Here is a 23,496-nt window from a genome sequence, read left to right as displayed (position 1 = left end):
GCTCCTTTATTTGTATAAATTATACTAAAATTATTTTATGGAAAAACAAATAAAACAGAAATTAGAATTCTATAATGATGAGATGAAAAAATCATTAAAAGAATTGGTAAAAATAAATTCTACTAGGGATTATAAAACTGCTGGAAAAAATAAACCTTTTGGAGATGGTGTTAAATCAGCAATGGAATATATGATTAATAAATCAAAAAAAGAAGGGATGTTGGTTAAGGAATACGAAGGATATGCTCTAGATATTAGAACAAAAAAAAGCGATGATGATTACATAGGGGTAATTTGCCATATTGATACAGTACCTGCAAATCCTGAAAAGTGAATCCAAAACCCATGAGATCCACTAGAAAAAGATGGATTTATATATGGTAGAGGTACACAAGATGACAAAGGTCCTTTAATTGCAGTTTACTATGCTCTTAAAGTTATAAAAGACTTAAAAATCAAATTAGCAAAACCAATTAGATTAATAATAGGAGGTTCAGAGGAGACAAATTATGAAGGAATTAAAAAATATTTTTCATTGAATAAGCAACCTTTAGCAGCCTTCACTGCTGACAATGCATTTCCAGGTATAAATAATGAAAAAGGTGGTGCGAAAGGGAAACTAACATTAAATTTCGATAGTGAAATTATCAAAAAATTTAATGGGGGTAAGACAATTAATATTGTTCCTGATTATGCAGAGGCTGAGATAACTTTAGATTTAATGGAGGTATCTACACCATTTTTTGAATTTTTAGAAAAGAATAAATTAGAAGGTAGTGTAGATTCTCAAGGTGAAAATACATTAATTTCAATTAAAGGTATACCAGCACATGGGTCAACTCCAAAAAAAGGTGTTAATGCAGTGTTATTCTTAGCAAAATTTCTTTATGAATTAACTAATGATAATGTAATGAAAATAATTACAGAAAACTTTTTCAATGAAACTGACGGGACAAAAATTGGGATTAATCCAAAAACTTTAGAATTTGGAGATGTTAGTATCAATGCTTCTATAGCTAAAATGGTTGAAAATAATTTTGAACTACAAATGGATATTCGCTTCCCATATGGTATGACTTCAAGTGAAATAGAAGAAAAAGTATCCGAACATTTTTGTTGTTTTGATTTTAATATAATTAATGCTAACGAGCCTCTTTATTATGCGCCTGATAGTAAGATAGTTTCCACTTTATATTCAACATATCAAGAGTTAACAGGTGATTATAAGTCTGAATTAATTACATCTGGTGGCGGTACATATGCAAAAGTTACTAATAATTGTATAGCTTTTGGAGGATTGTTCCCTGGTTCTGAATGAAGAATGCATGCTATTGATGAGAGAGTTAAGTGAGATGAAATAGTTAAGCAAGCAGAAATATATATTCATGCATTGATAAAAATGGGAAATCAAGAGTGATAAAAAAACACTATAGTTCACTAAAATCTGTAGTGTTTTTTATTTTTTTATAAGGCGAATTAGCTTGTAGGAATTTATTCAGACTAAACTTATCAGTTTTTTTATTGGAGTATTTATTCCAATCAAAACTATATGGCGTATTTGATCCAATATACCTTTTGCATATTAAAACATTTAATTCATTTGTAGAAAAAGGTCTATTCTCAAAAATGTCAATTAAATTTTCTTTAAAATCCAATACAGAACCCCTTGTTGAACCATTTAAAAGTTGCAAAAGATCATATTTAAAGTAATATTTTCCAACACTTCTATAAGTTCCTTGAGAATAATCTGAATTCCAATTGTAATATTTAGCTTTGTTGAATCCATGTGCACAAAAATTTCTTATCCTCTTTACAGACTTTAAGAAATTTTGAAAATCTTTCACCGTTTTAAAATCAGTGTTAACAATTTTTACAAAGTGATTCATTATTTTATAACGCTGAGAATCATCAAGATGTTTCTTGCTATAAAATTCAACCTTCGATCCAAGAGTTTTAGACTTTTCCTTTAAGAATATACTCGGAATTTCTTCCAACATAGAAACTTTTAAATACCTTTCTATTTTTTGACACATAACTAGCAAATCATTTTTAATTATGAAATCAATATAATATATGTTGAATAAATCATAAATCGTTACATTTTTAAAGAATTTTTTATTTTCATCATCCAATAATAGTGGTCCTAAAAAATTTATAATGTAATTAATTTCATGTTTTTCACTTATTCACTTTCAATATTCACTTGTTTTAATTTTTTTCTTTATTTTTTTTGAGGCTTCTTTAATAGTTAAATTGCTTAATGTGAAATTCTCTTGTTTATATTTAATTTTCATAAGATAATTTTACCATTTATATTTTTTAATTTATTGAAGTATCCATATTTTTTTAATTAGAGATACTCTCGATATTTTTTTATTTTATCCAATAAATTTTTATAGAGGATTAAATTTTCATAAGATATTAGAATAGATGTAATAATGGTGAAAATTCTCTTGAATGCAGTCCGTTTATTAGTTAAAATTTAAATAAAAGAAAACAATAATTATAAGTACTTTTAAAATGATGATATTGATAAAGAGATGTTCCCTTTCTTAATTATAATAAGCTATTTTATATAATTGAAAATTAGTAGTTCTTTCTGATGTTGTATCTATTTTTTTTATAACTCATAATGTACAATGTTTGTTACTACTATATGTTTATTATTTTGAAAATTTTGCAGAAAACGATTGAATGTTTAGGGAAAATTCTTTGAATAAATAGAAACTATTATTTTCTAACTTAATATCCTATATAGATAAAATTATTTTCAATAAATATCTTAAATAGATATTATTTGTGATAAATTCAGACAATGCCAAGAATATACTAGATTACGTTAAAAGATTCTTTCATATATTTTTAAAGGTTCGAGGAAAAGGATTTCATAAAATTTATATATTTGACACAGTTACGCAATACCTTTTTATGGCCAATATTCATACAATAAAGAATGTAAATAAGATTTTTAAAAAGTAATATTGTTGAAAATAATGCTTTATAGATGCTATCTTACTAAAAATCAAAGTAAAAAGTGATAAAAATGAGTTGATTTTACATTAAATGTTATAATTTTTTTTGCATATATAAAAATGAAAGAGGTAATATTATGGATAAAATTCAAAAAAACATAGCAAAAGTAGAAATGACAATGGGGAAAAGATTTTTAGCGGGGCTTATTAACTTAGTTCTAGCTTTTACAATCGTATTCCCAATTTTAAACTTGTATTTCATGCTTACAAGAAATTGAACAATTGGTTCAAAATTAATGGGATATTCATTTAAAATTAGAGAAGATCAAAAAATTGTATACATTTTACTAGCAACTATTTCAGTAGCATTTTTCTTCCCTATTATATTAATTCTAAATCTTGTGTTTTTATCACAAGGTTCAAAATTAATGACTGAAAAATTCTCAAATGTTAAATTTATAAAAGCTATTTAATCATTAATATGACAATATAATTTTAAAAATAAAAACCTTCGCTTTTTAAATAAAAGGCGAGGTTTTTTAAATAAAATACAGGAGTTTTTGATGGTGTATGTTCCTTATAAATTTTAATTTTATAAAAACAAAATAAAACCACTAAATTAATTTAATATAAAAATATTAGGTGTTGTTATGAAAATTCAAAAATAATTTATTAATATTAAATGCCAAAATATAGGTTTTACCAAAATGTGCACTAATTTAAATAACAAAAATTTATGACGATATTTAGAATTTCTATTTGTTTTAAATAGATTTTTAATTTATTATTTTTAATATATAATTATTTTATTAAATGAATATATGTCTTTGATAAGGAAGTGCAAACCTTTGAGACACTAAAAAGCGAATAACTCACGTTACGAGTAAAGAGTCCGGATAAGGGTGGTACGTTGGCCCCTTATCAGGGCTTTTTATTATCAAAGGAGATAAAATGAAGAAATTAACATCAATGGAATTAAGGGAAGAATGATTGAAATTCTTTGAATCAAAAGGGCATTTAAGAGTTGAATCTAAATCGCTTATACCTGTAAATGATCCATCATTACTATGAATAAATTCAGGAGTTGCCACACTTAAGGATTTCTTTTCTGGAAAAAAACAACCACCAAGAAAAAGGTTGACTAACTCTCAAAAGTCTATTAGAACTAACGATATAGAAAATGTTGGCGTTACATCAAGACATCATACACTTTTTGAGATGCTTGGTAATTTTTCTATTGGAGATTATTTTAAAGAAGAAGCAATTGAATTTGGTTGAGAATTTTTAACTAAAGTTTTACAAATTGAAAAAAATAAACTTTATATAACATATTATGAAGAAGATAAAAAAACATATGATACATGAGTTTCAATGGGAGTGGACCCTTCTCATTTGGTTTCTGGTAATAGAGAAATGAACTTTTGAGATATGGGTATGGGACCATGTGGCCCTGATACTGAAATCTTTTTTGATAGAGGTGATGTTTATGATAAAAGGGGTATTGAATTAATAGAACAGGACTTAGATAATGATAGATATATTGAAATATGAAATATAGTTTTTTCAGAATTCAATAATGATGGAGAAGGTAATTATAATGAATTAGCTCAGAAAAATATTGATACTGGTGCTGGTTTAGAAAGAATTGCTTCTATATTACAAGGTGGGCATACTAATTTTGATACTGATTTATTTATACCTATAATCCGTCAAGTTGAACAATTAACAGGTAAAAAGTATGATGGTGAAGCTTACTTCACTCAAGAACAAAAACAACTGAAAGTTAATAAGTCATTTAAAATTATTGCTGATCATATGAGAGCTGTTGTTAACGCAATACAAGATGGTGCAAAACCCTCTAATGTATCACGAGGATATATAATAAGACGTTTAATTCGTAGATCATATAGATCAGGACTTCAATTGGGCATTGAAGAAAAAACCTTCTTATATAAATTAGTTAACATTGTTAGAGATTCTTTACCTTTTGAAATTGATGTTAAGAATGTTTCTTCAATAATTAAAAAAGAAGAAATATCATTCGCTAAAACAATTGAAAAAGGTGAAGAATTACTTGAAAAATCAATAATTCCAGGAGAAGAATTTGATTTTGCAATTGCATTTAAACTATTTGAAACGTATGGATTTCCAATTGAATTGACACAAGAAATTTTAGAGGAAAAAGGTATTAAATTAGATATTTCAAAATTTGAAGAGTACAAAGATAGACATGCGGAGGCTTCAAGAGGGAAAGTTACACATGCTATGTCCAAACAAATTGAATCCTTGACAAAAGTTAAGGGTAAGATATCTGAGTTTATTGGTTATGGTAATGAAGAAATGGGTTCACAAAACATTGAAAAAGGGATTTCTGAAGTTGCTTTATTATTGGATGAAAATAAAATCGTTGAATCCACTAATGGTATTGGTTATGCAATTTTTGCAGAAACACCATTTTATGCAACTTCAGGTGGACAGAGACATGATAAAGGTTTTATCATACAAGGTAATAATAAAATAAAAGTTTTAGATGTTTTCAAAGATAAGTTTGGAAACCACGTTCATAAAATTGAAGGTAATTTAAAAATGGGTTCTGTAAAACTTGAAGTTGATCATGAAGTTAGAAATGGTTTAATGAGAAATCACTCTGGAACTCACTTAGTATTCAGGGCATTGCGTGAAGTTTTTGGTGCAGATGTCATTGAACAATTAGGTTCTGATAATAACGAAGAAAGATTAAGATTTGACTTTCCATGTGAAAAGAAACCAACTGAAGAAGAAATTACAAGAGTTGAAAATTTAGTTAATGAATATGTTTCTAGAAAAGTTGATAGAAATTATGTAATTACAGATTTGAAAGGTGCTGAAAAATTAGGAGCAATTATGACTATTGATGAAGATTCTTATTCTGAAAAAGTTAGAGTGGTAAAATTCGATGGCATAACTACGGATTTATGTGGGGGTACACACGTTCCTAATACTAGTTATCTTGAGAAATTCAAAATTAAAACCGTTGAAAACAAAGGTTCCGGAGTTTATAGATTAGAAGCTATAACTTCAAAAGTTACAGTAGATAAATTTGTTGAAAAAGAACTTGATAAACTTTATGGTGAGATTGAAAAACTTTTTAATAAAAATAAAATTTTAGACCCTAATTATGGAATTAAGATTTCAGCCCTAAATATTAATAAGGCTAAAAAATTGATTGAAAATTTAAGGGCGGATAACAAAAAATTATCAAAAAAATCTCAAAAGATAGAGGTTCCAGACGTTGTATTAACTAATGGTTTTTATATTGATTTAAATATTAAAAATCCTGGTCAAATAAAATCTTTAGCTATTGCTTTAAGAGATAAATACCCAAATGGTACATTTATAATTGGTTCAAAAAAAGAAAAAATGTTAATTGCTATTTCTTCTAATCAAAAAGACTCAAATATGATTTTACAAAATATATTCAAAGAAACAAATGGTAGAGGAGGGGGAATGAAAAAATTTGCACAAGGTGCATGTGATAATTCCTCAAAATTGAAGGAAGTTATTGAAAAGGTTATTAATGGCTAGGAAAATTGGTTTAGATTTAGGTTCTAAATCATTGGGCATAGCACTTAGTGATCCACTAAACTTTACAGCTCAAGGAAAAGAAAATTTTCGCTTTGAAGAAAGAGATTGAGACGCTGCCATTAATAAGTTAAAAGAATACTTTGATGAATATGATATTGATGTAATAGTTCTTGGTTATGTAACATATATTTCTGGTGATAAGTCGGAAACCACTTATATGATTGAAGAATTTAGGGAAGTGCTTGAAAAAAATTTCAATGTTCCAATAATATATATCGATGAGAAAAATACTACCAACAAAGCTCATGAAATTATGATTGGAGCAAATCTTTCTCGCAAGAAGAGAAAGAAAAATAAAGACAAGTTAGCTGCTCAATTAATACTTGAAGATTATCTAATGAGAATATAAAAGCGCTTAAATCATTTAATTTGATAAAATTAATCTATGGAAAATAATAAAAATACAAATTTAGATGAAGATAGAATTATTGAGGTTGTCTTAGAGAATGGAGAAAAGGCTGAAGGAATAATACTTTTTACTTTCGAAGCAAATGGTGATAATTTTGTTTTATATGAAATTCAAGAGCAATTATTTGCCGCTAAGGTTGATGAACAAGGTGGGCTTAAATCTGTTGAAGAAGATGAATGATCGCTTATTGAAAAGGTTTATGAAGAATATCAGGAAACATATGTAGAAGAAGGGGAAGATGAGTAATACTACAAGGTACATACTGATTGCGTCAGTATTCATTGTTTTAGCAATTGGATTCACTGTATTTTTGGTATTGTTCTTAAAAGCTAGAAAGTTGAAAAAAATAATTCTTAAAGATGCAATTAAATTGGATGCTTTAGATGAAAAAAATAAAGCTGTTTTTGAAAGAAAAGATATTGGAGAAATGATTTGGGAATTAAAGGATAAAATAAACAATCCTTTAGATGATATTTCTATGGAATATTTCATTACTACAATTATAAGAAATGGTTTTAAAACTGTTTGAATTGAAAACGAAACAGAGGGTTATGAAATAATTACTTTAGCGCTTAAGACAAAGACTAAAATTTCAACTCTTAAGTCATCAATTATTGATTTGAATAAATTCAAGGAATTATTAGCTGAATTTAATGTTCCCGAAGATAGGGTAGAATTAATAGAAAAGAAAAATTTAAAGGATAAATTTGATTTTGTAATTCTTTCTAATAGAACAAAAGAGTATAACACTTCATTTGATAATACATGAGTAAATGTCGATAAAAATGGAATGTTAATAATTACAGATTGCAGAAAATTAACAAGAGATCAAAAAGATCTGATAAGGTATTTAAAATTAATTGGTATTCGTTTTGAACATCAAAAAATTCATGAAGGTTTTATTATAGCTGCTAAATAATAATAAAATTTGATAAAATAATACTATTACAAAGTAACACAAGGAGAAACTTATGGAAAAAAACTTACACATGCTTACAAAAGAAGGTAAAGCGAAACTTGAAGAAGAAATTAAATTACTAGTTGAGATTGAAAGACCAAAGGTTATTGAAGAACTTGCGGAAGCTAGAGCACAAGGGGATCTTTCAGAGAATGCTGAATTTGATGCCGCTAGAGAAAAACAAGGTCAAATAGAAGATCGTATTAGACAAATCGAAGCGATTCTTGAAAACTCTGAAATAATTAAATCAAATTCTAAAACAGATAAAGTTAGAATTGGATCAGAAGTAGAATTACAAGACCAAAGAACTAAAAATATTAAAGCATTTTCAATTGTTGGTAGACAAGAAGCTAATCCATTTGTTGGTAAAATTTCTAATGAATCACCTTTAGCAAAAGCTATTTTAGGTTCATCAAAAGGTGATATCGTAAATGTTGAAGTTGAAGAAAAATATAAAGTTAAAATTGTAAGTATTAATAAATAATACGCTAGTTTAGTATGCTAGCTTTTTTAGCAAAATAAAATTAAGGAGAAAATAATATGGATTCAAGAATAAAAGAAGTTATTTATACAAGAGAAGAAATTGAGAATAAAATAAAAGAATTAGCTGGATGAGTTAATGAAGAATATAAGGATTCAAAAGATTTGGTTGTTGTAGGTTTATTAAAAGGATCAGTTCCATTCTTATCAAGATTAATTATGGATGTTACAGTTGATTTATCAATTGATTTCATGACCGTATCTTCTTATGGTGGTTCAACAGAATCAACTGGTAATGTTAAGATTGTTATGGATCTTAAAAAAGATATTAAAGGAAAAGACATTCTTATTGCTGAAGACATTATAGATTCTGGTATTACTTTGAAGGCAGTAGTGGATACTTTATCTTCAAGAAATCCAAATTCATTAAAAATAATAACATTAATGGATAAACCAACTGGAAGAAAAGTAGATTTACATGCTGATAAAGTTGGTTTAATTGTTCCAGATGCATTTTTAGTTGGATATGGTTTAGATGTTAAGGAAAAAATGAGAAATTTGCCGGTTATAGCTATTTTTGACCAAGATAAGATAGACGAAGTCTAATATCTTATTTTTTTTACGCATTTTTGATACAATTTATATATGATAAAAGTTAAAAATCTTTCATTTAAATATTCTGATGCAAATTCTAATGCTTTAACAAACATTAATTTTACTATGCCAAGAGGAAAGTATATTGCTATTGTTGGTCATAATGGTTCTGGTAAATCAACTTTGTCTAAAATTTTAGTGGGTCTTTATAAACCAACAGAAGGCAGCGTAATCATTGATGATATCGTTATGTCTAAGAAAACTTTAAGAGAAATTAGAAGTAAAATAGGAATTGTATTTCAAAATCCTGATAATCAATTTATCGGGTCTACTGTTGAAGATGATATTGCTTTTGGTCTTGAAAATAAAAGATTAAGAAGAGAAGAGATGAAGAAAGTGGTTGCAGAACTTTCTGAAAAAGTGGGGATGGGATCATTTTTAGAACGAGAACCACAAACATTATCTGGTGGTCAAAAACAAAGAGTTGCTATTGCATCTACACTGGCGTTGGATCCTGAAGTTATTATTTTTGATGAAGTTACTTCAATGTTAGATCCTAAAGGCAAGAGAGAAGTTCTAGAGTTAATAAGAGAAATCCAATCTACACGTCAAAAAACACTAATTTCCATTACTCATAATATGGATGAAGCGATCATGGCTGATGAAATACTTGTTTTTTCACAAGGAGAATTAATAGCATCTGGGAAACCTAGCGAGATTTTAAATAACAAAGAGATTGTTAATTTAGCTAAAATTGATGCGCCATTCATTTATAAAATATCTTCACAAATTAAAAACATAAAACCAACCTATAATGAGAAAGAATTAATTGGTGAATTATGCAAATAAAAACTATTAAATTATCACATACTTTTGACAAAGGTCAACCTCAAGAGTTTCAAGCTTTGAAAAGTGTAACATCAATTATAGAACAAGGTCAATCAATTTCTATTATTGGTCATACAGGTTCAGGTAAAACAACTTACATTGAACATCTTAATGCACTTTTATTACCAACAGAAGGTAATATTAACTTAAAGTATAAAGCTGAAAATCAAAGTAAAAAAACTAGGGAACTTGAACCTTTTGTTATCATAGAAAAAGATATCAAAGCATCAAAAAGAAAAATAAAAAATATTAAGGAAATTAGAAAAAGAATAGGTATTGTTTTCCAATTTGCTGAATACCAATTATTTGAAGAAACAATTGAAAAAGATATTATGTTTGGTCCAATAACAATGGGGATTAAAAAAGAAGAAGCTAAGCAACTTGCTGCAAAGTATTTGAAAATAGTTGGTCTAGATAGTGAATATCTTGAAAAATCACCATTTGCATTATCAGGCGGTCAAAAAAGACGTGTCGCCTTGGCTGGTATTTTAGCAATGGAACCAGAAGTATTAGTTTTTGATGAACCAACAGCCGGTTTAGACCCACAAGGATCGCAAGAAATATTAGGTATTTTCGATAAACTCCATAAAGATGGTAAAACTATAATAATTGTTACGCATAATTTAGATGATGCACTAGCACACACAGATTACACAATGATGTTTGCAAAAGGAGAATTAATTAAATTTGATGATTCTTACACGGTTTTGAAGGATGTTGATTGCTTACTTAAAAATGATTTAGAACCACCTAAATTATTGGATTTTGTCAATAAATTAGAGAGTAAGGGTATGAAAATACCAAAAGTAAAAACACTTGAAGATTTAGTCCAAGTGTTAAATTCGAATAATGAATAAAGGAGTAAAATGGAATTAACAGTAGGGAAATATATACCAAATAATACAGTCATACATAGACTTGATCCAAGGATTAAGTTATTTTGTAATGTTGTTTTGATAGTTATTATATTTCTAACAAGAAGCTATGTTGCATTTGGAATTGCTTTTGCTCCAATATTATTAACGTATGTATTAGCAAAATTACCACTTAAAAAATTAATTTCTATGCTTAAACCTGTTGTGGTGATTATGGTATTTTTATTCATTATTAATATTTTTATTATTGATAAACCAACATATCAATGGTTTCAAACTATAAATTACTGGAAAATTCACATATCAGGTGAGGCACTTGATAGAACATTAATAATTGCTGTAAGGGTTTATTTCATGATTGTAGTTACTACTATATTAACCTCTACAACTAAACCAATTGATTTAACAAGGGGCTTGGAAGATTTAATGCTACCACTTAAGATTGTTAAATTTCCTGTTCATATAATTGCTATGATAATTGCTATAGCACTTAGATTTATACCTACATTATTAGAAGAGTCACAAAGGATTATGAAAGCACAAGCATCGCGTGGTGTTGATTTCAAAAATGGCGGATTTAAATCTAAGGTCAAATCAACAGTGACATTAATAATCCCTTTATTTGTTACTTCCTTCTCAAAAGCTGAAGATTTAGGAAATGCTATGGAAACAAGGGGTTATGATCCTTATGCAAAGAGAACACGTTATAGAAAATATTCTATAAAATGATTTGATGTTTCAACTTTTTTAGCAGTTTTACTATTATTAACGTGAGTAATTCTGGGGAGATGTGGCATTAATCCAATACCATTACCATATTAATAATAATTAAATGAATTATTTCATTTTTTTTATTTATAATTTTTTTAATATGTTTAGATTTTTTGTTAATAATAAAATTGAAGAGACTCACTTTGAAATAAGTTCTGAAACACTAAAGCATATGAAGGTTGCTCGTATATCAAGAGAAAAATTCATTTGCATTTTTGAAGGCAAGTTTTACATATGCGAACTTGAAAATGACATGGCTAAGATTTTGGAAAAATTAGAAGAAGACCATGAACATGATGGTGAAGTGGTAATAGCTGCTGCTATTATTAATACAAAAAGATTTGAATGGATGATTCAAAAAGCAGCTGAACTAGGAGCCACAAAGATTATTCCTGTTTTAACAAAAAGAGTAGAACAAAAACTAGGTAATAATATTTCAAAAAAGATCGAAAGATGAAATCAAATTGCTAAAAATGCATGTGAGCAGTCTTTTAGGAATGTTCCCTTAACAGTAACTGAACCAATCAGTTTTAAAGAGGTTTTAACTATTAAAATTGAAAATAAATATATTGCTCATGAAAAGACAAAAACTGCAATTAAGACATCTTTTAAGCCAAAATCTTTATTTTTAATTGGTCCAGAAGGTGGATTTACCGATGAAGAAGTTCAGTTGGCTGAAAATGCTAAATTCGAAAATATTTCTTTAGGAAAAAGAATATTAAGAGCAGAAACTGCAAGTATTTATATACTTAGTAGAATTAATTAGTTTAAAAAGTATCTTTTTTGTTATAATACATAAGCGTATTACATAGTTGAGTTGCGGTTCACAACATCGCAAATAAAATATTAAAAGTTGACAAAATATTAAAACTAAATATTATCAAAACACAAATTATTAAGAAATATAGAAAAAATAGGAGATCGATATGAGACAAACAACAATCGTTAAACATCAAGAAGTTAAAAAAGACTGATTCGTAATTGACGCTGAAGGTCAAACACTTGGTAGATTAGCAACACTTGCTGCTACATATTTACGTGGAAAAAATAAACCTACATTTACACCTAATGTAGATTGTGGAGATTACATTATTGTTATCAATGCTGAAAAAGTAGTTCTTACTGCTAATAAAGAAGAAGATAAAATTTACTACTCACACTCAATGTATCCAGGTGGATTAAAAACAATTAATGCAGCTGAACTTAGAAAGAAAAAACCTACTGCAATGGTAGAAAAAGCTATTCAAGGTATGCTTCCACATACTAAACTTGGAGATAAACAAAGAAGAAACTTATTTGTTTATGCAGGACCAAAACACAAACAAGAAGCACAACAACCTAAAACATTGGAGGTAAAATAATGGCAAACGTAGAATATAGAGGACTAGGAAGACGTAAATCTTCAACAGCAAGAGTTATTATTAAACCAGGTAAAGGTGAATTCAAAATTAATGGTAGAGATTCATTAGATTACTTGATGTCAACAATTCTTTTACAAGATGCTGAACAAGCGCTTGTAACAACTGAAACAAAAGGTACTTTTGATATTAGAGTTAATGTTAAAGGTGGAGGACTTTCAGGACAAGCTTCAGCTATTAGATTAGGTATTGCAAGAGCTTTACTTGAAGCTTCAGCAGATTATAGACCAACTCTTAAAAAAGCTGGATTATTAACAAGAGATGCACGTATTAAAGAACGTAAAAAACCAGGTCTTAGAAAAGCTCGTAGAGCAAGACAATTCTCAAAACGTTAATATATTTATATATAAAAATAATTATATTGAATTTAAAAATACTCTCTAATAAAAGAGTATTTTTTTTATTGAAAAAAAGTTTGAATATTTGATATTTATTTGTATATTTTACTTTGTTTGAAATGCCTTATAAGCTACTAATTACCCATTTTTTAGCGTGTAATTGCGTTTTTTTGTATCGAAAGAAAAAAACTTTTAAATAAAACAAAAAAAGTAGGATAATTTTGCCTAATATATGTTATTATATTTAAGCACACATTGTTGCAAATAATATTTGCGAGCGTAGCTCAGCTGGTTAGAGCACACGACTGATAATCGTGAGGTCGATGGTTCGATTCCATTCGTTCGCACCATATCATCCATCAGGATGTTTTTTTATGGGGGGGTAGCTCATCTGGCTAGAGCGCCTGCCTTGCACGCAGGAGGTAGTGGGTTCGATCCCCATCCTCTCCACCATATGTTTAAGTTAACTTAAAGGTTAACTTTTTCTTTCCTTTTTTAAAGTATTAAATAGATCAAAAGCAATTGAAACATTTCCTGTTAATAAAATGTATTGAAAAGTTATCACTACGTATTTTGAATGAGAAGATTTATAATTTATGCAAGCATATAAAAATCAACAAACAAATTTCCAGATTACATAATAAAAACATATCAATTCACTTTTTAGAGACTTGTAATCTACGTAATACATAGAATAAAGTATAATATTCATTTTGTCGATAATAATTGTTAAAATAGCTTAAATGGTTCAAATTTATTGGAATGCACAATGGCATGAATTATATAAAGTGTAATAATCTGAATTTATTTAAAATACTAGATAAAATCTATTGAGTTATAGTATGTTGGGTTTTGCATTGGTTAAAGTCGGGAATGAGTATTTACGCTATTTAGATTAGAATTATAAAACAATATCTTGATTATTGATATATGCTAATAATTGGGTACAACTTGAAAGGTTTTGGACTGAAATTAAAATATTTTTTCAAATAGTGTTATTTCTTTTATTAATAACCGAATACTTATTTAATAATATAAAATACTTTTAAGTAAATTAACTTTGTTTTCTTTTTAAATAATTGATTTGAATGTATTTCTTTTATATATAATAAAATAGAATATTATGTTGATTCAAATTTTAGAGATAATTTAATTTTAATATTTAATTAATTAGTAATTGAATAAATTACTAGATATATCGTGGGCAAATACCCAAGTTCGGCTGAAGGGACTGGTCTCGAAAACCAGCAGGGGTTTAACGATCCGCGGGGGTTCGAATCCCTCTTTGCCCGCCATTTGTTAAATACAACCTTAAAGGTTGTATTTTTCATAAAAATATAAATATTTAGTATTATAATTTATATATGATATTTAAAAGAATTTCAATAATTTTAAAGAAAATTTTTACAAAATTTTCCTTTGTATCGATAGTAGTTTTACTATCGCTCTTTTCTTTAATATTGCAAGGCCCAAATTACTCGAAAATTTTGCATCCTGATATTAATTACTCTAAAACTTCCTCAATGTCAAAATTAGTTAATAAGGATTTTATTGATGGAAATCAAAATAATACGCCATTTAAATATAAGGAAATCCCTCAAAATATTAATAATATAAATTCTGAAAGTGACTTAGTACAAAATCATAATAGAAACCTCCAAACTATTTCACTTAATAATCTAGGTAAAATTTCAGAAATATATTTTGAAGGTATAAATAATAATTCTTCAAAATATTTAAATATTTCAGAGATTTCTCTTTTAAATGCAAAAAATGAGAATATATCTTATGTAGTTAAAAAACAAGGTGGTTCAATTGATAATAACAAAATTACAAAAGAAACAAACTCGTGAAAAAATTTAAACAATGTCTTAAGGGATGGAAAAACAGGGAAAATAAATTTTGAAAATAATTTAAATGATAAAACTTCAATTATATTTTCTAAAAATTCAGATGTTTATCAAGACCTTGGACTAAAATTGTACAATCCAGAGTACATATCTTCCATTGCACTATATTCTAGTTCTTTAAAAGATTTAAACTTTTCTATTAGAGTTATAAATGATCAAGGTCAGGAATGAGTTTCTAAAAAACCACAATTTAAAGAAAATTCAATTGTAAGCAATATGCTAACTATTGGTACTATTGATAATCAACCTACAGAATGATTCTTAACTTCTAAAACATCTAATAAATATTGATTTAAAGAATGGAATTACTCAAAAGCAGAATTACAAAAAGGTTATACAACAATTTTTTATAAAGGTCAATGAAATAATATTTTGAATGGAATCGAAACCTTCAAAGAAAATAAAATTAGTGTTGGTAGTGCTAATGGTTCGTATGATGGTATATATAATATATTAGTCTTGTCCGATAATATTAACATCAAGGATTTAAATAATAAACCTTCTACCTTTTTTAATGAATTATTATCCAATAATTTTATTAGAAAAATTGGAGAAGTAAAATTAAAAGAAGATACTTTTGCTTTTTCAAAAAAAGAACCAAATTATAAAATGGTAAACTTCATTTTTCCTATTAATTCTCCTTTTGAAGGTATCAAAAATCAAAATATTGCCTATTTAAACTATGAAAAATTATTTGAAAATGGAGTAAATATTATAAATCAAATTGATTATCAAAATATAATATTCGAATATAAGTATCAAGTTGAAGTAGATGGTATAGCTTCTTGAAATAATCATAAAATAAATAATGATTGAATTCAATTTAATCCTTATGATTATTTCAATAAAAAAATTAAGAAAATTTCAATTAATCTGAATAATATAAGTAGTAATAACGATGTTAATTTTGCTTTAAGAGTTAGAACTAAAAATGGTTATTGATTGAATAAAATAAATAATACACAACAACAAAATATATATAGTGATTATAATTTTAGGAAAAAAATAATGAAATTTTCTTTTAATAAAGGTGATATTGGATTATCCACAACTAAAGCTGAATCTCACACTTCTCTTGAATTTATGGGTGATGTTGAGTATATAAAATTAACTATACCTTCTTGGAAATATGCAAAAGGTAAAGCTTTATCCGAATTTAAAATAACTGATAAAAATAATAAGAATGTTGATTATAGTGTTGTTTCTTCAGTTTATTCTGGTAATCGTTGAAGGGCAAATAAACAAGATTTAAAAGATATTCATGAAATTTTAACTGATGGAATTTGAGATATGAAGCTTTCAATGGATAAGATGAATAATGATAAAGACCCTGATAACGACATTGTAACATACGATAAATATTGAAGAGCCCCACATGGAGCATTCGCATCAAAAAAATCTGATAATAGATTTTTATCAACTGGATATTGATATAGAAATGGAATTATCCCCTCTCTATTAATTAAATTAAATAGCCCAACAGTTATCAAAAATATTTCATGAATGACATGAGGGCAAGAAAAAACAAATCCAAAATTTAAATTTATAAACTACAAAGGTATTGAATTTACAAGCAAAACTAGTAATTTCACTACTTCTCATGATGGATTAGGTGATGCAGATAAAATTACATATAGGTGACCCCCTAATGGAGGTACGTATAAAGATTTTAAATATAAGGATCAGTGAATTTATCTAGGAAAAGATAAAGCTAACTTTTGGACAACTAGTTTAAATAATAGTCAATCAAATATTATAAATGCAAAAACTTTAAAGGAACTTGGGGAAATATATAATGGTAATATTAATTTGCCTATTTTTGCTAACAATCGTTGAAATAAAAATGCACTTGGTTCAATTGTTTTTATTGATGAAAATGATAAAGAAATACCATGAGAAATTAATCAAAATGGGGTCCATGAATTTAATAGGGAAAATTCTAACTATGATAATAATTATCTAGAAACAATTTTAGGTGATGACGGATTAAATGACCGTGGATTGTCTTCTTTAGGTCTTCATAACACCCCCACAAAATATGGATCAAATAATTCATTTGATGCCGCACGTGTAGAAGGTTTTATTCAATTTAAGTTCAAATTCAAAGATGGCAAACCACATTTCATAAAATTCATAAAAATTAAAACAGGTCCTAATTACTATGAATATAATAATAATTTTGCAAAACAAAATGGAAAATTTATTGGCGAATTTATACTGAATGGTAAAAATCAATTTTATTCATTAGAAAAATTCAACCCTTCTAAAACTGGAGCTATTAAAAAAGAAGCTGAAAAAAGAATTGCCTTTAATTTAGGGGAGAATTACTCTTCCGATTGGAGAAGGTATGAATATAAAAATGCGAATTTTATTTTAAACCAACAAACATTTAGTTGAAAAACACATTCAGGAGAGTATAAATTACAAATTTATGATGAATTAAATAAAGTATGACTACCAAGTTCAAATCTAAAATTCTCTGAAATTAGAGATACTAAAAATATAAAATTTAGAGTTATAAGAAGTGATAATGGAATTTTCGAAAATGGAAAATATTCAATACCTATAAATTTAGATATGAGTATATTTAACAATGGTGTTGGTGATAATATATCAGCTGATAATATATACCTACCCATAAATAGAGTTAAAATTTTAGGTATTAATAAACATGGTATTTTAAAATTGCCTGATATAAAATATAGCGATAAATTAACTATTAGGTATCAAGTGGTAAAAAAAGATGGGAAAAAGTATTTTTTCATTAGTGAACCAAAAAATTTAGAAAATGGGGATAAAATATTTGTAATTTTTAATACAAAATCACCTATTGATAATATAGTAAAAACAAATATAAATAATCAGTTAATTGATTATGGAAATAGTTTTTCAATACCAATGAATGTAGTTAGTGGTCTTGTTGATACCAAAGATTTAAGTTTATTAAAACAAATACCAAATATTAGTAATTACATTAATAATTATTCAACTTGAAATATAAACTTTTTAGGAACTGATTTTCTAGCAAAACCATCAAATGATTTTATGTCAACTTTAAAAATGATTGACAATACATCTAGTAATATTGAAATAATTATCAGCGTTAATGTTAATAATAAAATCACTTTTTACAATTTGGAAGAGTTTCAAAAAATAAACTCCATATCAAATAAAAGTATTATAACAATATACGCAAAAGGTATTGGTTATCAAACTATTAGCTACGGACAAAATACTAAAGTTGAGAAGCTACCGCTATTATCTTTCACCGTATCCGATGTGGTTCAAATTGGTAAATCTACTCCGATTGGTATTTACGCAAACCAAATTAAGAATAAGATTCAAAAGGCTATATCTGAAAAGACTCAATTTGATTCACAATTGGGTAAAAATTTCTATTCGTTTGATAAAACTGATTTAATTAAATTACAAAGTCAATATAATTTTAAAATAAGCCTTACTTTAAAATCATTTAATAACTCAAATGAAAAAGAGGTTATTTTTGGGAATCTTTCTAATATGCCAGATAAATTATATGTAGGATCTTTTGCGATATTTAAAATTGATCCTGAAAATGGTTTTGCATTTGGTAATATTAATGACTATTATAAGCAAGCTCAACACGAATTCTTTTCAAAGGAATTAATATATAATAAAGATAACAATAAAGATAAATTAGTATCTATAAATATTGACTCTAAAACAATAAATGTGATTCCAAGAATAGAATGATTTGCAAATGAATTTGGTATAGTTAATATTGACAATAATAATCTGCAAAATATTATAAAACAAGGCTATGATTTGAAAATTATGATTGCCGGAAATATTTACGAAATTATTGATGGTAAGTTAAGTTATCAAAATAATGAAATTGGTTCTTTTGAGATTGAAAATGGTCAAAAATATGAGATTTTAATAAAACCCAACAAGCAACATTATTGAAATACAAGTGAAAATGGGTTTTCTATACCTTTTAATTTATCTAAAAGTGGTGTTGTTTCAGGAGTTATTAATAAAAATAACATTGAAAACATAACACCTATTACAAACATTTCATTAATTGGTTATAATGGTAAAATAGTTTTTGCAAACGGGAAAATTATTGATAATTTACCTATTTTGAAAAATGCAAATATAAAAATAGCGCATATTGAGAAAAATTATAACTTTGATGGTAATATTGATTCGTTAAAACCATATAGTTTAAAAAATAAAACTGGGTTGATTGATTACACAAATTTAACAAGTAATTATTTTGACTTCAAAGAAGGTGATTATTTAGTTATCAAAATTTTAGAAAAATCTAAAAACAAATTATTCTCAAATTTCTCAAATAAATATATTAGATATTTCAAAATTGATACTTTACCAACTAAAGTTAATATTCCGATTTTGCCAGAAGTTGAGCATGCTTTCATAGAAGACAGCAATAATTTAAAGCATGAAATATTTGGTACAAAAATTAATTGAAGAGAACTTACTAAAATGGGCGAACAAATAACTATTGAAGTGGAAAGAAAAAATAAAAAAATAAAATCCTTGAAAGTCAATTCTTCCAATAGTAGTAATTTTAAAATTTATGACTTAATACCTAATGATGTTGTTAAAGTTAAAATAACTAGAAATAATCTTATTTGATGAAATGATGATATTTTTGATAGCGGTCCAAAAAGTGTGTCTAAAACATATGTTGCTCCAAAAATTACTCCAAAAATTTATATTAGCAATATTGATGCTGGCACTAAAATAAAGTTCAACTCTAGTTTATTTGGAATTGAAAACAATGGTAATCTTAAAATAAAAAATATATATGTAGATTCTTCGCTTTTACCTAGAAATTTTGATTTTAAAACTTCACATCAACCTTGAGCAATGCGCTTAAATATTTATGATCAGAATAATAAAAAGTTAACATTTTTTAATTTAAAGACGAAGTTTAAAAGTAACAATGAATTAAATGATATATTAGTTAAAAATTTAAAAATAATAAATGGCTATTATTATTCAATAGATTTGGTTAGTTTGTTTGGGGTTAATTTTGGAAATAGCACTTCTCCTGTTGACTTTGTAAATATTAGGTCGAAAACACCAATAACAACATTGTATACTGATTTCTTTGATAGCAATAATATCATAAGACCTATAATTCCAATAGTTGAAGGTATATCTGGTATTCATACAATTATTGATAATGTTTTTCAAATTTTTGAAAATAAGAAAGCATTATTAGGCCCTAATGGTATAAGAATTATTGTGGAACACAAAGGTGGTTTTATTGAAACACTTGATTTTAATAATAGAATTTTGCAAACTCCGATTTCAAATGGCGAAAAAGTTAAGTTTATAATTGATCCAGATCATAACAAATATATAATTGATCCATCAACAATGTTATTGGATAGTAACGGTATTTTAGTAACAAACCCAAATGATGTTTATTCAAAATCAATAATTGTTAATGATTTGCCTAATGGTATTTCTCAAAATATTTATAATAAATACATTACTCAAAAAGAATTGATTAGCAAAGTTATTTTTAAAGACAAAGTTTTATTGAAAGAAACATCAGAATTAGATTCAATGATTAGCAATTTAAAAAATGATAAACTTATCATGACAATATTTATAAAAAATACCTTTACGGGTAAAGTGTTTAAATACAGTGTGGGCGAATTAAAAAAAGGTGTATTATTTTCTAGAAATCCTTTAGATATAAATTACTTAAATATTGGAGATACAATTCAAATTGTATTAACTCCAAAAGATGAAAATAATTACAAATTATATGATGATTCAGATCCCTTGAATATTTTATTTCCAAATAAAATAATAATTAATAAAGAAGCCATAAGTAAATTCCCAACAATTTATAGTGATACAGATTTTGGGAATCTAGAAGTGTCTAATAAATTTAATGTTTTAAAGCATTATGAATTAAAAAATACCCTACAAAACCAAACTGATGAATTTATTAATTTAATTAGAAAAGGATTTATAAGTACTTCCTTCAATTTTATTGATGATAAAGGTAATATTCTTGATAATATGAAATTATCATATGTTGCCGATGCAAATAAAAAAGGCTTCTATTTAACAAAAGAGAATGGAGTTTGAATCTTAAATTATAATTTTGGAGATATAAGCATCTTAGATGCTCAAAAAATATCTAAAATTGAACAAGAAGTAATATCTAATACAAAAAATGTAGAATTTATTGTAGAAGATGATAAATTGATAAATTCAATAAATTCAAATAAAATTACAAGAGATATAGACTTTAATTTTGCACTGAAAAAAATTAATCCTCCAAGTATTTGAAATGCCTCTGGTAGTGATGTAATAGTTAGTTCTCAATCATTTAAAGGCTCTATTTCAGCTGATTTCAAAAATGCTGAAAAATACTTTCCACTTTCTCCTCAAAAAGATTTTTATTATTCAATTAATATTTATGACTCTGACAATAAATTAATTAGAAGTATTGACGATATTTTTGGATGAAAAAAATCTAGTATTCAAACAATTAATTGAAAATTATTACGTGATGAGATTAATGGTTTATCCAAATATTATAATGTAGTTATATATGCATCAATTTGAGAGGAAAATAATAAGAACGGTGAAAAAATATTTGATTTAAGTAATGTTAATAATTCTAAGAAACCTAAATATTTCCAAAATACCACAAAACAATTATTTATCGAAAATATATCATTAGAGAATATTAGGGAAACAATAAATTTCCCGAATTGAATATTAAAAACATTAGTTTCTTCTTCAATAAGGGGTGTTGATAAAAACATAGATTTATCATCTATTAGTTCATTAAAAAATCTTCCAAAGAATTTATTGGTTAGCATTTCTATCGTTGATTCTCAGGGACACGTTATCCTTAAAAAAGAAAAAGAAAATGGTGCTAAAGCATTTGAGTGATTGGAAAATAATTCTTTCAATATTGAAAATGGGCAAAACATTATTTTTAACTTTATAACTAATGTGCCAAATAATATAATTAGGGATGAAAATAATGCCATTTATGAAAAAGGTTTGAATACATCATTCAAAATAAAAAATATTTCAAAATCAATCAGCGCTAAAGAGTTATCTTCGAGGGATTTCTCATATAAAAAGAGCAAAAATACTTTCTTTATACTATTTAATATCAATAATATATTAGGTTCTGACTGAAAAAGAGATGAGAGTAATTTATTGTTTACAATAACATTTTATGACTCAAATAATATTTTAGAAAGTGGGACTAACCTTACATACGATGAATTTATTAATCTATTAAAAAAAGTTGGTAAAACAGGTAAATTTAACATAGGTGATAAAATTAAACTAAAAATAAATACTAAGTCAGGATTTGTATTTAATATCAATAACCAGAATAAAAATTATGTAAATGAATTGAGTAGGGATTATATTTTTACTGCATCAAATATAAATAAAACAGAAATAAAATTAAATAAAATTGATAAATTAATATTATCAAAAACACCAATTTTAAATTCAAAAATTCCATTTTCTATATCAGGTATAGATTGTATTTTATTACCACATACAGTTGATTACTATAATAAACTTGGAATTGATGTACACGTTTATATTGATGGTAAAGAATATGTTAACCCGGCTACTAAACTTATCGTTAAAAATAATCAGCGTATAACTATTTCTTTACTTCTTAGAGACACACAAAATAAAATTATCCTATTGCCTAACGGAACACTAACACAGAATATTACAACTTCTTTTGTTATTTCTGGAATGCATGAAATAGTTGGTATTCAAGTTCCTAATAAAATACAAATAGAAGGAAAAACAAACGGAACTGCTTCAATTGTTATGAATTGATTGCATGATATCAATAAGATTGATGTGACTTATTTTGTAAAAAGACAAGGAGCAAATTCGTGAAGTAACCAAAAATACTTACCAAAAAATCTTTCGAATGGTGATGTTGTTTACCTAAAAATAAGGGCAAAAAATGGTTACATTATTTCATTCATGGATTCATCTTCACACAGGGAATTTACTAATGAAATTTCTACTAATGAAATTAAAGCTTCTAATTTATTGAATAAAATAGATGGGATAATTTTTAGCGATAGAGTAATATTAAAGATTGATAAAAATGGTTTAATATTTGATCCAGAAATAGTGAAAAACGATAAATTCAAGGAAGAAATTAAATTAACATATGCGGATGGTTCAATTAAATTAATTCTAATTTATTTAACGAAAATAAATTCATAA

Annotated in this window: 16 protein-coding genes and 3 tRNA genes; 18 read left to right on the top strand and 1 reads right to left on the bottom strand. The window is 26.3% G+C overall.

Annotated elements, in window-relative coordinates; all coding sequences use genetic code 4:
• The first annotated feature begins 37 nt into the window (after positions 1 to 37).
• A complete protein-coding gene (locus tag C4B24_RS00995; RefSeq protein WP_131598479.1) occupies positions 38 to 1,420 on the top strand; it encodes a Sapep family Mn(2+)-dependent dipeptidase in 1,383 nt (460 codons plus the stop codon).
• A 7-nt stretch (positions 1,421 to 1,427) separates the two neighbouring features.
• On the opposite strand, the gene C4B24_RS00990 is transcribed toward C4B24_RS00995, so the two are convergent.
• Positions 1,428 to 2,294 carry an Abi family protein gene (locus tag C4B24_RS00990; protein WP_131598477.1) on the bottom strand — a complete coding sequence of 289 codons (867 nt, stop codon included), beginning with the start codon at positions 2,292 to 2,294 and terminating at the stop codon, positions 1,428 to 1,430.
• A gap of 815 nt (positions 2,295 to 3,109) precedes the next feature.
• Here C4B24_RS00990 and C4B24_RS00985 point away from each other — a divergent pair.
• The 17 genes from C4B24_RS00985 to C4B24_RS00905 all read left to right on the top strand — a co-directional run bounded on the left by C4B24_RS00985 (position 3,110) and on the right by C4B24_RS00905 (position 23,496).
• Entirely contained in the window at positions 3,110 to 3,445 is a 336-nt protein-coding gene (locus tag C4B24_RS00985) for a hypothetical protein (RefSeq protein WP_131598475.1), read from the top strand.
• A 478-nt stretch (positions 3,446 to 3,923) separates the two neighbouring features.
• A complete protein-coding gene (gene alaS, locus C4B24_RS00980; protein WP_131598473.1) occupies positions 3,924 to 6,536 on the top strand; it encodes an alanine--tRNA ligase in 2,613 nt (870 codons plus the stop codon).
• Positions 6,529 to 6,945, top strand: a complete 417-nt coding sequence (gene ruvX, locus C4B24_RS00975) for a Holliday junction resolvase RuvX (RefSeq protein ID WP_131598471.1) — start codon at positions 6,529 to 6,531, stop codon at positions 6,943 to 6,945. The genes alaS and ruvX overlap by 8 nt, the downstream gene beginning before the upstream one ends.
• Before the next feature lie 36 nt (positions 6,946 to 6,981).
• A complete protein-coding gene (locus C4B24_RS00970; protein WP_131598469.1) occupies positions 6,982 to 7,251 on the top strand; it encodes a DUF1292 domain-containing protein in 270 nt (89 codons plus the stop codon).
• Positions 7,244 to 7,924 (top strand): BC85_0335 family putative methyltransferase, encoded by a 681-nt coding sequence (locus C4B24_RS00965; protein ID WP_131598467.1) that lies wholly within the window; start codon positions 7,244 to 7,246, stop codon positions 7,922 to 7,924. The genes C4B24_RS00970 and C4B24_RS00965 overlap by 8 nt, the downstream gene beginning before the upstream one ends.
• A 52-nt stretch (positions 7,925 to 7,976) precedes the next feature.
• Positions 7,977 to 8,447 carry a transcription elongation factor GreA gene (gene greA / locus C4B24_RS00960; RefSeq protein ID WP_131598465.1) on the top strand — a complete coding sequence of 157 codons (471 nt, stop codon included), beginning with the start codon at positions 7,977 to 7,979 and terminating at the stop codon, positions 8,445 to 8,447.
• Positions 8,448 to 8,503: 56 nt separating this feature from the next.
• Complete coding sequence (gene hpt / locus C4B24_RS00955; protein WP_131598463.1) at positions 8,504 to 9,049, top strand: hypoxanthine phosphoribosyltransferase; 546 nt, start codon at positions 8,504 to 8,506, stop codon at positions 9,047 to 9,049.
• Positions 9,050 to 9,088: 39 nt separating this feature from the next.
• Positions 9,089 to 9,886: an energy-coupling factor transporter ATPase gene (locus C4B24_RS00950; protein ID WP_131598461.1), complete on the top strand. Its 798-nt coding sequence runs from the start codon at positions 9,089 to 9,091 to the stop codon at positions 9,884 to 9,886.
• Positions 9,877 to 10,782 (top strand): energy-coupling factor transporter ATPase, encoded by a 906-nt coding sequence (locus C4B24_RS00945; RefSeq protein ID WP_131598459.1) that lies wholly within the window; start codon positions 9,877 to 9,879, stop codon positions 10,780 to 10,782. The genes C4B24_RS00950 and C4B24_RS00945 overlap by 10 nt, the downstream gene beginning before the upstream one ends.
• A 9-nt stretch (positions 10,783 to 10,791) precedes the next feature.
• On the top strand, positions 10,792 to 11,622 hold the full coding sequence (locus C4B24_RS00940; RefSeq protein ID WP_131598457.1) for an energy-coupling factor transporter transmembrane component T family protein: 831 nt from the start codon (positions 10,792 to 10,794) through the stop codon (positions 11,620 to 11,622).
• 49 nt (positions 11,623 to 11,671) lie between these two features.
• Positions 11,672 to 12,337 carry a 16S rRNA (uracil(1498)-N(3))-methyltransferase gene (locus tag C4B24_RS00935; RefSeq protein WP_131598455.1) on the top strand — a complete coding sequence of 222 codons (666 nt, stop codon included), beginning with the start codon at positions 11,672 to 11,674 and terminating at the stop codon, positions 12,335 to 12,337.
• 160 nt (positions 12,338 to 12,497) lie between these two features.
• Entirely contained in the window at positions 12,498 to 12,932 is a 435-nt protein-coding gene (gene rplM, locus C4B24_RS00930; RefSeq protein ID WP_131598453.1) for a 50S ribosomal protein L13, read from the top strand.
• Entirely contained in the window at positions 12,932 to 13,324 is a 393-nt protein-coding gene (rpsI, locus tag C4B24_RS00925) for a 30S ribosomal protein S9 (protein WP_131598451.1), read from the top strand. The genes rplM and rpsI overlap by 1 nt, the downstream gene beginning before the upstream one ends.
• 276 nt (positions 13,325 to 13,600) lie before the next feature.
• Positions 13,601 to 13,677: transfer RNA gene (locus C4B24_RS00920), tRNA-Ile, on the top strand.
• A gap of 26 nt (positions 13,678 to 13,703) precedes the next feature.
• Positions 13,704 to 13,780 (top strand) — tRNA-Ala (locus tag C4B24_RS00915).
• A 749-nt stretch (positions 13,781 to 14,529) separates the two neighbouring features.
• Positions 14,530 to 14,622, top strand: a tRNA-Ser gene (locus C4B24_RS00910).
• 69 nt (positions 14,623 to 14,691) lie between these two features.
• Positions 14,692 to 23,496 (top strand): hypothetical protein, encoded by an 8,805-nt coding sequence (locus C4B24_RS00905; protein ID WP_131598449.1) that lies wholly within the window; start codon positions 14,692 to 14,694, stop codon positions 23,494 to 23,496.

It is taken from the genome of Mycoplasma marinum (assembly GCF_004335975.1).
Classification (GTDB): Bacteria; Bacillota_I; Bacilli_A; order Mycoplasmatales; family Metamycoplasmataceae; genus Mycoplasma_K; species Mycoplasma_K marinum.
This window is presented reverse-complemented; position numbering and strand designations above follow the sequence as displayed.